Annotated in this window: 12 protein-coding genes and 2 pseudogenes; 5 read left to right on the top strand and 9 right to left on the bottom strand. The window is 49.1% G+C overall.

Annotated elements, in window-relative coordinates:
- Positions 1-117 precede the first annotated feature (117 nt).
- The 4 genes and pseudogenes from EAO38_RS04195 to EAO38_RS04180 all read right to left on the bottom strand — a co-directional run.
- A pseudogene (locus tag EAO38_RS04195) lies at positions 118-759 on the bottom strand (UPF0323 family lipoprotein); the annotation flags it as partial.
- Between the two features lie 35 nt (positions 760-794).
- Positions 795-2,471 carry a methyl-accepting chemotaxis protein gene (locus EAO38_RS04190; RefSeq protein WP_121021415.1) on the bottom strand — a complete coding sequence of 559 codons (1,677 nt, stop codon included), beginning with the start codon at positions 2,469-2,471 and terminating at the stop codon, positions 795-797.
- A 137-nt stretch (positions 2,472-2,608) separates the two neighbouring features.
- Positions 2,609-4,285, bottom strand: a complete 1,677-nt coding sequence (locus EAO38_RS04185; RefSeq protein WP_121021413.1) for a methyl-accepting chemotaxis protein — start codon at positions 4,283-4,285, stop codon at positions 2,609-2,611.
- Between the two features lie 60 nt (positions 4,286-4,345).
- Entirely contained in the window at positions 4,346-4,936 is a 591-nt protein-coding gene (locus tag EAO38_RS04180) for a phosphatase PAP2 family protein (RefSeq protein WP_162982674.1), read from the bottom strand.
- Positions 4,937-4,975: 39 nt separating this feature from the next.
- Here EAO38_RS04180 and EAO38_RS04175 point away from each other — a divergent pair.
- The 3 genes and pseudogenes from EAO38_RS04175 (at position 4,976) to pdxA (ending at position 7,628) form a co-directional block, all read left to right on the top strand.
- Positions 4,976-5,948 (top strand): annotated as a pseudogene (locus EAO38_RS04175) (glycosyltransferase family 4 protein).
- Positions 5,939-6,718, top strand: a complete 780-nt coding sequence (locus EAO38_RS04170; protein WP_121021411.1) for a pyridoxine 5'-phosphate synthase — start codon at positions 5,939-5,941, stop codon at positions 6,716-6,718. The pseudogene EAO38_RS04175 and the gene EAO38_RS04170 overlap by 10 nt, the downstream one beginning before the upstream one ends.
- A complete protein-coding gene (gene pdxA, locus EAO38_RS04165) occupies positions 6,708-7,628 on the top strand; it encodes a 4-hydroxythreonine-4-phosphate dehydrogenase (RefSeq protein ID WP_121021409.1) in 921 nt (306 codons plus the stop codon). Before EAO38_RS04170 ends, pdxA begins: the two co-directional genes overlap by 11 nt.
- Here pdxA and EAO38_RS04160 read toward each other — a convergent pair.
- Entirely contained in the window at positions 7,625-8,167 is a 543-nt protein-coding gene (locus EAO38_RS04160) for an acyl-CoA thioesterase (RefSeq protein WP_104752017.1), read from the bottom strand. The genes pdxA and EAO38_RS04160 overlap by 4 nt on opposite strands.
- 52 nt (positions 8,168-8,219) lie before the next feature.
- Positions 8,220-8,705, bottom strand: coding sequence for a hypothetical protein (locus EAO38_RS04155; RefSeq protein ID WP_121021407.1), 486 nt, complete (start codon positions 8,703-8,705; stop codon positions 8,220-8,222).
- A gap of 72 nt (positions 8,706-8,777) precedes the next feature.
- Here EAO38_RS04155 and galE point away from each other — a divergent pair, with 72 nt between their 5' ends.
- Both galE and EAO38_RS04145 read left to right on the top strand, forming a co-directional pair.
- Positions 8,778-9,803 carry a UDP-glucose 4-epimerase GalE gene (galE, locus tag EAO38_RS04150; protein WP_121021405.1) on the top strand — a complete coding sequence of 342 codons (1,026 nt, stop codon included), beginning with the start codon at positions 8,778-8,780 and terminating at the stop codon, positions 9,801-9,803.
- Entirely contained in the window at positions 9,796-10,608 is an 813-nt protein-coding gene (locus EAO38_RS04145) for an SDR family NAD(P)-dependent oxidoreductase (RefSeq protein WP_121021403.1), read from the top strand. Before galE ends, EAO38_RS04145 begins: the two co-directional genes overlap by 8 nt.
- 1 nt (position 10,609) lies before the next feature.
- On the opposite strand, the gene EAO38_RS04140 is transcribed toward EAO38_RS04145, so the two are convergent.
- From EAO38_RS04140 to EAO38_RS04130, 3 genes are read right to left on the bottom strand one after another with little or no spacing between them, the layout of a single operon-like run.
- Positions 10,610-11,281 carry a potassium channel family protein gene (locus EAO38_RS04140; protein WP_121021400.1) on the bottom strand — a complete coding sequence of 224 codons (672 nt, stop codon included), beginning with the start codon at positions 11,279-11,281 and terminating at the stop codon, positions 10,610-10,612.
- Complete coding sequence (locus EAO38_RS04135) at positions 11,278-12,639, bottom strand: TrkH family potassium uptake protein (RefSeq protein WP_121021398.1); 1,362 nt, start codon at positions 12,637-12,639, stop codon at positions 11,278-11,280. The genes EAO38_RS04140 and EAO38_RS04135 overlap by 4 nt, the downstream gene beginning before the upstream one ends.
- 10 nt (positions 12,640-12,649) lie before the next feature.
- On the bottom strand, positions 12,650-13,975 hold the full coding sequence (locus tag EAO38_RS04130) for a short-chain fatty acid transporter (RefSeq protein WP_121021506.1): 1,326 nt from the start codon (positions 13,973-13,975) through the stop codon (positions 12,650-12,652).
- Positions 13,976-14,198: the final 223 nt, after the last annotated feature.

Here is a 14,198-nt window from a genome sequence, read left to right as displayed (position 1 = left end):
CCTTTAAGAGACATTAGAGCCCCGTTGCGTTCCAAAAAACCCGCTACGTCCCTGCTGTGTGGTGCTTTGCGTGGGGGCTGAAGGGGTGGTTGGGTGGGCTAGGGGTCTGTTTTGCCCGGTATTGGTTGAGCTTGGGCTCGAGTTTGTGGCCGGGCTATGGTTTTGTTGGCCAAAAAACCCGCTACGGTTGGGGCTAGCTGGGCTTGAACCTGCCGCTCCCCTAAAATTATTTTGGCTGCGTTGGTAGGCCTGCGGAGAGGTGTAATTCCTTTGGGCGTTCTGGGTGTAGTTAGGATTGTTAAAAAGCTTATTGCCGATATAAGCCCCTAGAATCGCCCCGGCTGCGCTGCCCAAGATCGCCCCCCCAATGCCCAGCCCCGAGCCCCCCCCTTCAGAGGGGGGTTTGGTCAGCTGGCTTGTACCATTGTCAATTTTAACTTCTTCTTCTTTGATGAGCTTTTGTACTTCTTCATCAGAAAGCATGCGCTCCTTGCCCTGCATGTCGCGCACCACGACTCGGGTTTTATCGCTGGGGTATTCCTCAGCCACCTTATAGCTCTTATCAGGCTGTTCTTGCAAGATCACCAACGCACCCTTTTTGATCTGCTGGGTTTGGTTACTGCTTTCTTTGGGCTTTTCTGGGGTGCTCTGTGGGGTGTTTTGTGAATCGTTCTTACAACCAGCCAAAGCCACCACCACCACCGCACTAAGCCCCCCCACAATGGCGTAATCTGAAATTTTCCTAAATGGTGTACGCATTCATATCCTTATTTTAAAAGCACTATGCTAGCATATTATATTTTAAACTGCCCGATGTCTGCGTCCAGCTCTATCGTTGAGGAGTGCAAAGAGTTAGCTAATTCCATCACCTTGAGAGCGTTTTTAACGGATTGTTGGGCATTTCTCTCGATATTGGTGAGCTTTTCAAGCATGGTGCTGATATTTTCGCCTGTTTGGGTGTAGTCGCGGATAAATCCATGCGTGTTTTCCACCATTGTTTCTATATCCGTGCTCATACCCTTAAAATTCTTCTGCACTTCTAGGCTATTTTTACTCAAGTTCTTGATCTTCTTGGAGTTGAATTCCATTTGACTAGCCACATCGCCGATCTCTTGAACGATCACCCCAATGGTGGAGTTGATCTCTGCCAAACTCTTTTGGGTACGCGCGGCCAAATTGCGCACTTCATCAGCCACCACCGCAAACCCGCGCCCATGTTCACCCGCGCGCGCAGCCTCAATGGCGGCGTTCAAGGCCAATAGATTGGTTTGATCGGCGATGTCATCAATGATGTGTAAAATATTCTTCACGCTGTCAGCGTTCTTGCTGAGTTGTTCGATTTGCACCGAGAGCTCTTCTTCTGTGCGCGCCACTTCTAAGATGTGTTCGAGCATGCCAGCAAGCGAAGTGTCTGAAACATGGATGGAATCTTGAGTCTTGCTAAGTTTGCTGCCCACTCCCTGGGCTTGGCCCACCAACACTTGCATGGTGTTAGAGAAATCCAAAGAGGAGAGATGGAGCTCTTTGATGATCGAAAGGTTGGTCTGTGTGTGTCCGGTCGATTCGGTGATAATCTTGTGCAAGGTGTCTGCTAGAGCTTTGTTTTCCACGCTATGGTGTTGGATATTTTTCATCACCTCGTGAATACTCTGCACAAAGTGGTTGATATAAGTCCCTGCCTGCCCAATCTCATCCTTGGGATGGGTTACCTTAAAACGGTTGGTGAGGTCCTTATCCCCATGCGAAAAGGCGGCGATGCGCGTTACCAAAGCCTTGAGGCGGTTAAAAATTGTGAAGTACATCAAGATGGCCGAAATGGCAATAATGCCCACCATGATACTCATATTCCATGCCACAAGAATCTCAGAATCGTCTGCGTCTTGCTTTTTAACCCGCTTTTCTAAGCTGTCAAAATCTTTGATAATGTCGCTGTAATAGGAGGTGATGGCTAAGACAATGTCCCCAGAGGGGTCGTAATGGGCATAGGCGACTTTGGATTCGGGCTTGCTCCCTGGAGATCTAGGGATTTTATAGCGCACATATCCCCCGCCCGCATTGGCGCGCTCGATAAAACTCTTGACATAGGGGATGTGATCGATACTTGTCAAATCATAGCCATTTTTGCCTACATAATTTGGATTGCCTGGATCTAAGAGTATCGTGCCGTCCTTTGACACCACGGTGATGTAGTAAATACTGGTGTCGCCATTGATCTCTTTGAGCAAGCTTAAAATAGAACGCAGGGCCTCTTGCTTGCTTTGGTTTTGATAAAACGTGCGCAAAGAACGCTCTAACAAGCCATACATGTACTTGAGCGCGTGTTCTTTCTTCTGAATATCATCCTGCTCGGTCTCTTGAATAATATTTTCCACCAACTTATGCCGCTTATAATCCGCCACGATTACCAGCACAGTCCCCATCACCACCAAAGATACAAAGAGATTCCCCATGATTTTCAGACTCAAACGCATGCGCTATCCTTGATGGAATATCAAGATTCACAATTATATATCACAAAACAAAATAAAAACCACGGAGTATAGTGAAAATTTTCTTAAATTTGCTTCTCATAATCTTTTTTGTTTATGAAAAGCACTTTTAAGCTAAATTAAATCTTAAATTGTTTGATATTTGCGTCTAATTCTACTGATGACGTGTGTAAAGAATTGGAAAGATTGAGTACTTCTTGGGCACTCTGCGCGCTCTCTTGGGTATTCCTTTCAATGGCGTTGAGCTTGTCGATCATCCCTGCGATATCCTGACTGGTCTTGAGGTAATTGTGGATAAAGCTTTGGGTGTCTGCTAACATGCCTTCCATCTCCACACTCATGCCCTCAAATCTGCGTTGCACTTGCGCGCTATTGGTGCTCAAATCCTTGATCTTCTTAGAATTAGAACCCATTTGATCGGCCACGTCATTGATCTCTTTAACAATCACGCCGATGGTGGAATTGATATCCGCTAGGCTTTGCTGCGTGCGCGCGGCTAAATTGCGCACTTCATCAGCCACCACTGCAAAGCCCCGTCCGTGCTCGCCTGCGCGCGCGGCCTCAATGGCGGCATTCAGGGCGAGCAAATTGGTTTGTTTGGCGATCTCTTCGATGATGTGCAAAATCTCTTTCACGCTGTCGGCGTTTTGACTCAAGCGTTCGATCTGAGAGGCAAGGGCTTCTTCAGTGTGCGCGGTTTCCAAAATATACTCCAACATGCCACTGAGCGCGCTATTGGATTGGTTAATCGAATCTTGGGTTTTGCCCAATTTATCGCTCACGCTTTGGGCTTCGCCTAAAGAAGTTTTGATAGTTGCAGAGAGATCCAAAGAGACACTGTAAAGACGCTTGATCTCTTGAATATTGTTTTGGGTACTCGCAGTGGTTTTAGCGATGATCGCATTGAGCGAAGCGGCAAGGTGGTGGTTTTGCACGCTGTGGTAAGAGATGTTTTTCACCACATCGTGGATATCCTCCACGAACCTATTGATGTAAACCCCCGTTTGGGCGATCTCATCTTTGGAATTGTCTGGGGCAAAACGGCTAGTTAAATCCTTATCACCCTGTGTGAAGGCGATCACCTTGTTGACCAAAGTCCTCAGGCGTGTTAAAATCGTCCAGCGCATGAGGATGGCCGAAAAGATGACAAGCCCCACGATCACACAGACGTACCATACCACCAACACGGCCCACTCTTTGATCTCTTGTGCCTTGGCCATTTTTTCTAGTTCTTGGGAGTCCTTTTCAATATCGCTATAGTAGGAAGTAACCGCAAAGATCAAATTTTCTTCCGGATCGAAATGCGCATAAGCCACTTTGGGCTCGGGCACACCCCCGGCCACTTTGGGCATCGCATAGCGCACATACCCCCCACCCGCCTTAGCCGCATCTAAAAACGCGCGCACATAATAAACCCCATCCACGCTTTTAAGATCTAGCCCGCTTTTGCCCTGCATGTGGGGCATGACAGGGTCATAGACCACTGTCCCCGTTTTATCCACCGCCACAATGTAGTACACATCTGGGTCATTATTGATTTCAGCGATGAGGTCTAAGGCCGAGCGCAGGGCTACCTCCTTGCTCTGTGTGCGGTGGAAAATCTTCAAAGAGTATTCCAACACAGAAAACATATGCTTTAAATTGTATTCTTTTTTAGCGATGTCTTGCTTTTGGGCGATGCGCGCAACGTGCTGGACGAGTTCCTTGCGCTTTTGGGCGGTCATGGACATTAAAATAACCCCCATCACGACTAAGGACAAGAACACATTGAGTAATATTTTGAAGCCTAAGCGCATGCGCACTCCTGAAACTAAAAGGACAATTCTAGCATTATCTCCTAAAGATAAGCACGAGCTCTAAAATCTGTAATGCACACCCAGCCCATAATGTGCCCCCCTTTTTTCATCTAAGCCAATTTCAGGGTACAATTCCCAATTACGGCGGTATTTGGAGGTGAAGAGATAGGCAAAGCCCCAGCCAATCAAACTCCCCACCACCACCTGTAAAATGGTGTGTTTGCGCGCCACCACGCGGCTCGCATCCGTGAGCACGGCTAAAGCGATCACGGGCAAAGCCGGCTTCCAGCCATAGCGATAAAAGACAAACCCGGCCGCGCTCCACGCCCCCCCCGCATGCCCGCTAGGCATCCCTCTCCAGCTATCACAGCAAGGGCGTTTGGCAAAGGGCACATGCGCGCCTCTATCATGCGCGCTTTGAAATGCCCCCTTGATTCCATAGATCACCCCCTGAGTAACGATGCTCCCTACCGCTAGCTCCCCCATGCCGCGATAATCGCGCATGCCCAAACTCACCACGCCCACAAAAATAGGCATCAAGCGCAACACATCGCCTATATCTTCTAAAATCTTGGCCTCTTGCGCACTGGGCGCGCCCTCCAAGCGCACACAGAGCAACAACGCCAAACCCGCCCGCATGATTTTTCGCATAACCTCCATTATAGCATTTTGTTAGGTATAATGCTCTGCATGTTGGTCTATTTTCTGCTCAGTTTGGCATGTGCGTGGGGGGTGATCTTGTATTCTAAACGCGCCCAACTTTTCCTAGACAACGCCCACAAGCCCCAGGGCTTTCACACCCAAAAACCCCGCGCGCGGGGGGGTTGGGGGTTTTCTTGGTCTTTGTGTGGGGGGTTGGGGGAGTGTTTGGATGTTGCTAGGGGCGATCTTGGTCTTTGTGAGCGGCTTTTTAGAGGACATGAACCGCCCCCTTAGCCCTAAAAGGCGTTTGTGTTTGCAAAGTTTGGGCGCGGGGCTGGTTATTCTACTAAGCCCGCTCATCTTGAGCGATTTTAGCCCCCTATTTAGCCTGCCCCTTTGGATCGCTCTGCCCTTGAGTGTCTTTATGTTGGTGGGGGTGATCAACGCGATGAATATCATTGATGGTTTTAACGGGTTGGCTGGAGGCTTGAGTGTGGCGGTGTTGGGGATTTTATACGCCATTGAGCCCAACCCCACGCTTTTAGCCCTCTTGCTAGGGGTGTTGGGCTTTTTAACCCTCAATTTCCCTAAGGGGTATATTTTCTTAGGCGATGGGGGGGCGTATCTCTTGGGCTTTATTTGTGGGGTTAGTTTGATGGATTTAGCCCTTAGGGGGGTGGTGAGTGTGTGGTTTGGGCTGGCATTGATGATCTATCCGGTTACAGAGGTGCTCTTTTCCATTGCTAGGCGCAAACTCCAAAAACAAAAAGCCACTCTGCCCGATGCCCTGCACCTGCACACCTTGCTTTTTAAAGTCCTATCGCGCCAAAACACCCCGCTTAACCCCAACGCTCTAACGGGTTTAGCAGTGGTGCTCTTGAACATCCCCTTTATGCTCATTAGCTTTACCTGCCGCCACCACCCCTATGCGCTCTTAGGCTTGATTGGGGTGTTTGTGTGCGGGTATTTAACCCTCTATCAATGGCTTATCAACCACTCTAAGGAGTCTTCTTGCGCTTAGGTTTAAACATCGATCACATCGCCACACTCAGAGAGGCGCGCAAAATCCACGAACCCGACCCCCTAGAGGCGATTTTCATCGCCAAAAATGTGGGGGTGGATTTGATCACCTTGCACTTGCGAGAAGATCGCCGCCATATCCATGAAGACGATGTCTTTAGTATCATCAAGCACGCGCCTATGCCGGTCAATGTGGAGTGTGCGATCGACGCGCAGATCACCCAAATTCTGTGCGCACAACGCCCCTTTAAAGTAACTTTAGTGCCCGAAAAGCGCGCTGAGATCACCACAGAGGGGGGGCTTAACTTAGAACACCCCCAACTCCCCCAAACCATTCAAACCTATTTAGACCATGGTATAGAAGTCGCGCTCTTTATTGACCCGGGGTTAGAAAACTTGGAGCGTGCGCGCGATCTAGGGGTTAGGGTGGTGGAGTTGCACACGGGGCGTTTTAGCAATCTGTACAACACCCTTTACTCCAACTTCAAACACCATAAAAACCGCCTAGAACTCCCCCAAGATCGCGCCACACTCAAAGCAATGCTAGATACCAGTTTGCAAGAATTAACACAGAGTGCGCTAGCCGGGGCGCAAATGGGGCTAGAAATGTGCGCCGGACATGGTTTGAATTATTTTAGCGTGGGGCTCATCGCGCGCATCCAAAGCTTGCAAGAGCTCAATATCGGGCATGCGATCATGGCACGGGCGATTCTAGTGGGCTTAGAGCGCGCTTTGAAAGATATGCAAGAGGCGATGAAAAATGCGCGCTAAAATTGCCATTTCTATTGGAGATGTCAATGGCATAGGTGTAGAGATCGCGCTCAAAGCCCACGCCAAGATTAATAAAATCTGCCAACCCCTTTACTGCGTACATAGAGAGTTGTTAGAGCGGGCGAATGCGCTTTTAGATCACGCCCACACTACCACTCTAGAAAGTATGCAATGTGTAGAAATCAACGCGCCCCCCCCCGCCCTAAAGCCCGGGCAAATAGACAGGGCAAGCGGAGCTTATAGCCATGCTAGCTTTTTACACGCCCTAGATTTAGCGGACTCTAAAGAAGTGAGTGGGGTGTGTACTCTGCCCATTCATAAAAAAGCATGGCAATTAGCCGAAGTGTGCGCGCCCGGGCACACCGCGCTTTTAAGAGATCGTTACAAGCAAGAGGCGATCATGATGTTAGGTTGCCCTAGCTTGTGGGTCGCGCTTTTTAGCGATCATATCCCCTTAAGCGCGGTGAGCGATCGCGTGCAATTACAAGCTTTGAGAGATTTTTTACACATTCTAGGGCGGGTGTTACCCCAAGCTAGCCAGATTGTGGTCTTAGGACTTGATCCGCATTGTGGAGATGGGGGGGCGATTGGGAGTCAAGATCACATCGTGCAGGAGGCGATTACCCAAGCCAATATGCTTTTAAACACCCCTAAATTTCTAGGACCTATCCCGGCTGATAGCGCGTTTGCGCCCCATTTTAGAGAGAAGTACCGCTATTTTGTCGCGCTTTACCACGATGTGGGGCTAGCCCCGCTCAAAGCCCTCTATTTTGAAGAGAGTATCAATGTGTCTTTAAATTTGCCCATCCAGCGTAGTAGCGTGGATCACGGCTGTGCCTTTGACATTGCTTATCAAAACAAAGCAAGCACCAAAAGCTATGGCAACGCGATTGATTACCTTTTAACCTAGCTGCTTTGCTGGGCTTGGGTTAGGCGTTCTTGTTCTTCTTTGAGGGCAGCCTTTTGGGTGCGCTTGAGCATCTCTTTACGGCGAATGGCGCGCTCATGGCGTTCTTTTTCTTTATCTGTTTGGGGGACAAAGGGGGGCATGGGCATGGTCTTGCCATCTTTCATAGCGACCATAGTAAAATAACAACTATTGGTGTGAATCGCCGTTTTGGCTTTAAAATCCTCGCAAATCACCTTGATCCCCACTTCGCAACTTTTCGTGCCCACATAGTTAATGCTGGCATAAAAAGTTACCAAAGTGCCAATGGGGATGGGGTGTTTGAACAACACCCGATCCACGCTCAAAGTGACCGTGCTATACCCACAATAGCGCGTAGAACACACATAAGCCACTTTGTCTAATAGATTGAGCAATTCGCCCCCGTGCATGACATTGTTGAAATTGACCATATTAGGGGTTACCAAAAAAGACATGGTTAGTTGTCTAGGGTCGCCAATGCTCGCGGTGGTGTCTGCACGCAATTTCTCGCTTTCGCTCATAAAAACTCCTTGATGATGATGCCAACTTTAACCAAATTTAGATAACATCTATCTAAAGAGAGAGCACAACTGCCAAGATGAGACAAATCCAAAATAGATAGGACACAAATAAAAAGACATGGCAACAGATTTGCGTTTGCCGGTAGCGTTTTTGAACATAACAAACCAAGCCATACAGAGAGTAGCTAGAGAACAAAAGCACAACCAGCACGCCCGGGAGAGTGTCATACCTCACCCCATTACTCCAATGCACCATGTTGAGCAGAATCACAAAAACACCCCACCCAAAAAACCAACTCAAAAAATAGAGGACACTTAGATCGCGTTGTTGGTAAAAATCTATCAAAACGCTCACATTGGCAAGCACAATGCTTAAAATAAAAACCGCGATGCTTGGTTCATGGGCTAGCTTTAATAGAAGTTGTTTGCCCCCTCTCTCAAAGGCATCTGAAACAACCACATAAACCAACACCGCCAACACAAATGCCCATAAAATGGCGATGAACTTTTTAGTTTTAGAAAATGCGTCAGCTTGCATGCCTAACCCCTTGCTTTGATCTAGCCCACCCCTAAAGCCAAATTTAGATAAGATTATCTAAAAGGGGCTTGCATGCTAGTTTTTACCGGGGGCTGTGGGTATATTGGCGCATCTGTGGCGCGGCTATTTTTGGAGCGCACAAATCAGGACATTCTCATCATTGATAACCTCAGCACGGGCTTTAGCGTCCACGCCAAGACCCTAGAACACCACTACAAAGATCGCATAAAATTTGTACAGCTTGACTTGCATGATGTCCAAGCCCTCGATCTTCTCTTGCAAAGCCGGCGCGCTATTCAAGGGGTGTTGCACTTTGCGGCTAAACTCTTGGTTGAAGAGTCGACTCGCCTCCCTCTAGAATACTACTCTAACAACACCCTTAACACCCTACAATTAGTGAGACTTTGTATAAAACATCAGATCAAACATTTTCTCTTTTCATCAACGGCGGCAGTTTATGGGCAAACCGACACACTCATAGACGAACAAGCCCCCCTCAATCCCATGAACCCTTATGGCGCTTCTAAGATGATGAGCGAGCGCATCTTACTAGACACCGCCCAAGTGGCGCCCTTTTCTTGTGCGATCTTGCGCTATTTCAATGTCGCGGGGGCGACTCGCTTTAATGACTACACTAGCCCCTATGCTTTGGGTCAGAGGGCGCAAAATGCCACCCACCTCATCAAGGTCGCTTGCGAATGCGCCACCTTTAAACGCCCCTCTATGGGGATTTTTGGCACAGACTACCCCACCCCAGATGGCACTTGTGTGCGCGATTACATCCATATAGATGATCTCGCCCTCGCCCACTTAGAGGCGTTTAAGACCTTGCAGGCAGAAAACAAAAGCCAAATTTACAATGTGGGCTATGGGCGGGGCTATAGTGTGGCTGAAGTGATTGAGAAGGTCAAAGAGATTTCAGGCGTGGATTTTAAAGTGGAGCTCCAAGCGCGGCGCGCAGGCGACCCTGCTAGCCTCATTGCGGACAATGCCAAGATTTTAAGCCACACGGGTTTTAAACCCCAATTTGACAGCCTAGAGAGGATTATCCAAAGCGCGTATGTTTGGGAGCAATATTTAGGTAAACAACATGGCTAAGGTGGTCATACTCACGGGGGCAAGCAGTGGGATCGGGCTAGAGTGCGCGCATTTGCTTTTAAAAAAGGACTATAAGGTCTATGTCCTCTCTAGGCAGGTAAGCGCGCTCAAAGAGTTAGAACACCCCCAATGTGTGCGCTTGGATTGTGATCTGTGCGATTTAGCCCAGCTAGAAGCGCGCGCTAAAGAGATTCTAGCCCAAGAAACATGCCTAGATGGGGTGATTCACAACGCCGGGCGTGGACTCTTTGGGAGCTTAGAAGAGCAAGATTTAAAACAGGTACAAAATCTCTTCATGCTCAATCTCTTTAGCATTGGCAGGCTCAATTCTTTGCTTTTAGGCGCGTTGCGCAAGAACCCCAACCCCCCTAAAATCCTCCATGTGAGCTCAGTTGCGGGGCGATCCATTAGCATGTTTTTGGGTTGGTATCATGCGAGCAAATACGCCCTAGAAGCCTATAGCGATGCGTTGCGTGTGGAGTTAGCCCCCTTTAAAATACCAGTGGTGCTCATTGAGCCGGGCACTATCCAAACCAAATGGGGGCAGGGGGCGTTTGGGGCGTATGTGAGCCAGCCTAGCCCCTATCAAGAAGAGCTAGACAGAAGCGCGCGCTTTTATGCTAAAACCTACCAAGACGCAGACCCACCCCTGCTCGTGGCGCGCGCCATTTTAAAAGCCCTAGAGAGTGATCGCCCTAAAACGCGCTATTTGGTGGGCAGATACGCCCATTTATTGGTGTGGGCAAAGCAATGGCTACCCGATAAACTCTATGACACCATCCTTAGAAAGCGGATTTTAGGCTAGCTTATTTGTTGAATTTGGCGACTTCTTTGCTCGCCATAAAGGTTTCTACCTCTTTGGCATGCCCAAAGAGCAAGAGAATATCCCCATGCTGTAAAATGAGAGAAACGCTAATGTCATACTCCCATTTGTTCTCCCGTTTGAGCGCGATGATCTTCAAATCCGCCTTGAAGAGATTTAAAAAATCTTGAGCGGCCATGTTGGTGTGCGCGTTGCCAATGCTCAAACGCACAATCTTCATGCTATTGGTGATGTCAATCACTTCTAAATTGGGGTTGAAAGAGAGCCCCTTAACCAGCCGTTTAGCCGCATCGCGCTCCGGGTAGATCACGCGATCCGTGCCGATCTTAGAGAGGATTTTGCCATGAATGAGGGTAGAGGCTTTGGCGATGACCTCGGGCACGCCAATCTCTTTGAGCGCCATCACACTCAAAATAGAGGCCTCTACTCTCTGCCCGATACTCACAATCGCCGTGTCCACCTCCGCAATGCCCGCATCTCTGAGCGCGTTAATGTCGGTGGTGTCAACGATAAAGAGATTGTCGCACACCCCCCTAAAGGCCTTGATCGTGTCCTCATTCATGTCCACAGCAATCACCTGTTCGCCATTCTCCACCAAGCCGCGCACCACATGCGAGCCAAATTTGCCCAAGCCCAACACCGCATAAGTTCTCATAAAACCACTCCTTCTTCGGGATATTTGATTCGGCGCGCCTTGTTTCTGCCCAGCAACGCCATGCTAAAGACCAAGACCCCCACGCGCCCCATAAACATGAGCACCACGAGGTAAAGTTTACCAAAATGGCTAAAATTTGCCGCAAATGAGAGATTGCCCCCATTGCCCGTACTCGCCCCCACAGTGCCAAAAGCCGAACAAATTTCAAAGAGCAGGTGTAAGAAATACTTGTTTTGCGTGTCGTCCGTGGCGCTTAAGATCATCGCCGAAATGATGATATAAAACATGGTGATGATGAACACCAAAAAGGATTTTTTGACGATGTTTTCAGGGATCGCCCGCTGGAAGAGCACCACTTCTTTATCCTTGAGCGCGCTATAGGCATAAACTAGCAAGAGAGTCACCGTAGTGATCTTAATGCCCCCAGCCGTGCCCCCCGGGGCAGCCCCAATCACCATGAGCAAGGAGCAGAAAAACAAACTCTGATCGTGCAAGCCGGCCATGTCAATGGTGTTAAACCCAGCGGTGCGCAAATTCACCGAAATAAAAAAGGTACTCAAGAACTTGTCAAACCAATTTAAAGACCCGATACTCTTAGGGTTATGCCACTCAAAGAGCAAGAGCACCAGCACGCCCAGCACAATACAGATCGCCGTGGCGATGAGCACAATGCGGGTGTGCACGCTCAAGCGCGCGTTATGGCGGTAGTTATAGCATTCACTCAGCACCAAGAACCCCAGCCCCCCCAACACGATCAACACACAAATGACCAAATTCACCAAAACATCATCGCGATAATCCATCAAATTGGGCTCAAAGATACTAAACCCAGCGTTGTTAAAGGCCGAAATGGCGTGAAAAATCCCCGCCCATAAGGCTTCTTTAAAGGACATGGTGGAGAGAAAATGCCAAGTGAGAATCAAGGCCCCAACCCCCTCAATGGCCAGAGTGAAGAGCAGAATTTTTTTAAGATACTTGATAATGCCCTGTAGGTTAGGATAATCTAGGGATTCTTTGAGCAAAACGCGGTTTCTAAAATCCATCTTCTTGCCCAGAAGTAAGAACAAAAAGCCCGCCAAGCCCATGTAGCCAAACCCCCCGGCCTGAATCAAGCCCATGATCACCCCCTGCCCATAGATAGTGAGGTCCACGGCCGGGTTGGCCGTGATGAGCCCGGTCAAACACACCGCCGAAGCGGTGGTAAAAAACAAATCTATAAAGGCAATGGGCTTAGTACGCATGGGCTCAAAGCTCAACAACACCGCGCCCAATAACGCCAAAAGCACATAGCTAATCACAATCGTGCTAAAGGTCTTATTGACAGATTCTGCCTTGTTTAAAAAACTCTCATTTGCCAAACCCAAACCTTTAAGTGAAAAAATACAAACAGAGCATGCTCACCACGCCCGCATACACAAAACCCACCAAACAATACCCCAAAATGGCGCGCGCATCTAAGCGGGCGATCCCTAGCAAGGGCAGAGCAAAGAAGGGCTGAATCATATTCGTCCACGCATCCCCCCATGCAATGCTCATGCTTGTCAGCGCCGGGCTCACCCCCAAAGCCACCCCGCTAGGGATGAGCACGGGGCCCTGCACGGCAAATTGCCCTCCCCCACTGGGGATAAACAAATTGAGCAAGCCAGCAGAGAGATAACTAAAGAGCGCGAAGGTGTCCTTAGTGGCAAAGCTAGCAAAGGAGTCGGCTAGCAGGCTAGCAAAACTCACCCCTTGGGCATTTTTCAAGCCCATCACCCCGATAATGCCCGCATAAAAGGGGAAGAGCAAGACAATCCCGGTCACGCTCTTCATGTCATTCTCCATCGTCTTTAAATATTTCTGCGGGCTAGCATGCAAGAGCAGGCCTAGAAACAAAAAGATCAAGATCAAGCTATTGAGATTCAAAGAAGCCCCGTGGGCAAAATAGCCCCCCAAGTAGATCAAGCCCAAGCCCCCCAATAACCAGCCCAAATACTTATTATGATCCAGGCGGTAGGCAAAATTAGGCGTGGGTGAAGGATCACTCTGATGGGGGGGCTTGAGCAGTGCCGGGTCAATGGGGGTGGGGTTTTTGGGGTGCAAGTACATGTTAATTAAAGGCAGGCCCACGAGCAAAAAGCCCACAATGGCCAAATTAAAGGGCGCAAAGAGGGTTTGGCTTAGAGGGATGGGGCTAGTGATCACCCCTCCGCTGAGTTTGCCCAAATCCCCATCAGCAGTGGCGATCTTTAGGGGGATACTCCCTGAGAGCCCGCCATGCCAGATTAAAAAGCCCGAATACGCGCTAGCCACCAAGAGGGGGTAATCCACCCCCTTGATCTTTTGGGCTAAGACCCTAGAAAACACCGCGCCCACAATCAAGCCAAAACCCCAGCTCACATAGCACCCCACCAACGCCACTAAGGTGATCGTATAAATAGCCCCTCTGGGGGTTTTCACCAAAGAGGCTAGCGCATAAAAGAGCTTTTTAATGGGGCTAGATTGGGCCAGGGCGATCCCCGTGGCCAAGAGCAAGAGCATTTGCATAGAAAACTTCAAGAGCAAAAACAAACTCTGCCCCCATTGGCTTAAAATCTGCTCCACCCCCACCCCCACCACGCCATAGGTACACAACATCGCCACCAAAGTGAGCGCGATGGCAAAGATGAAGGGCGAGGGCGCGTAATTTTGCAAAAACAAGACAAAAGAGCGCATGCAAATCCTTTCGCCCCAAGTATAGCCAAAATGCCCCCCATCCCATGCTAAAATACCCCAAAGAACTACAACAAGGTAGATCACAAGAAGACCCCCATGCCCACTCTCTTTGACTCTTACATCTCCCCCCTGCACAACACCCTCTTCACCCCCTACACCCTAGAGCAAGAACTCCCCAAACTCTACAATTTTGCACAGACACAAGAGCAAGCTAAAGCCATCC

The organism is Helicobacter vulpis, assembly GCF_003660395.1.
Classification (GTDB): domain Bacteria; phylum Campylobacterota; class Campylobacteria; order Campylobacterales; family Helicobacteraceae; genus Helicobacter; species Helicobacter vulpis.
Note: the sequence above shows the minus strand (reverse complement) of the source record. Positions and strands in the feature narration are given on the sequence as shown.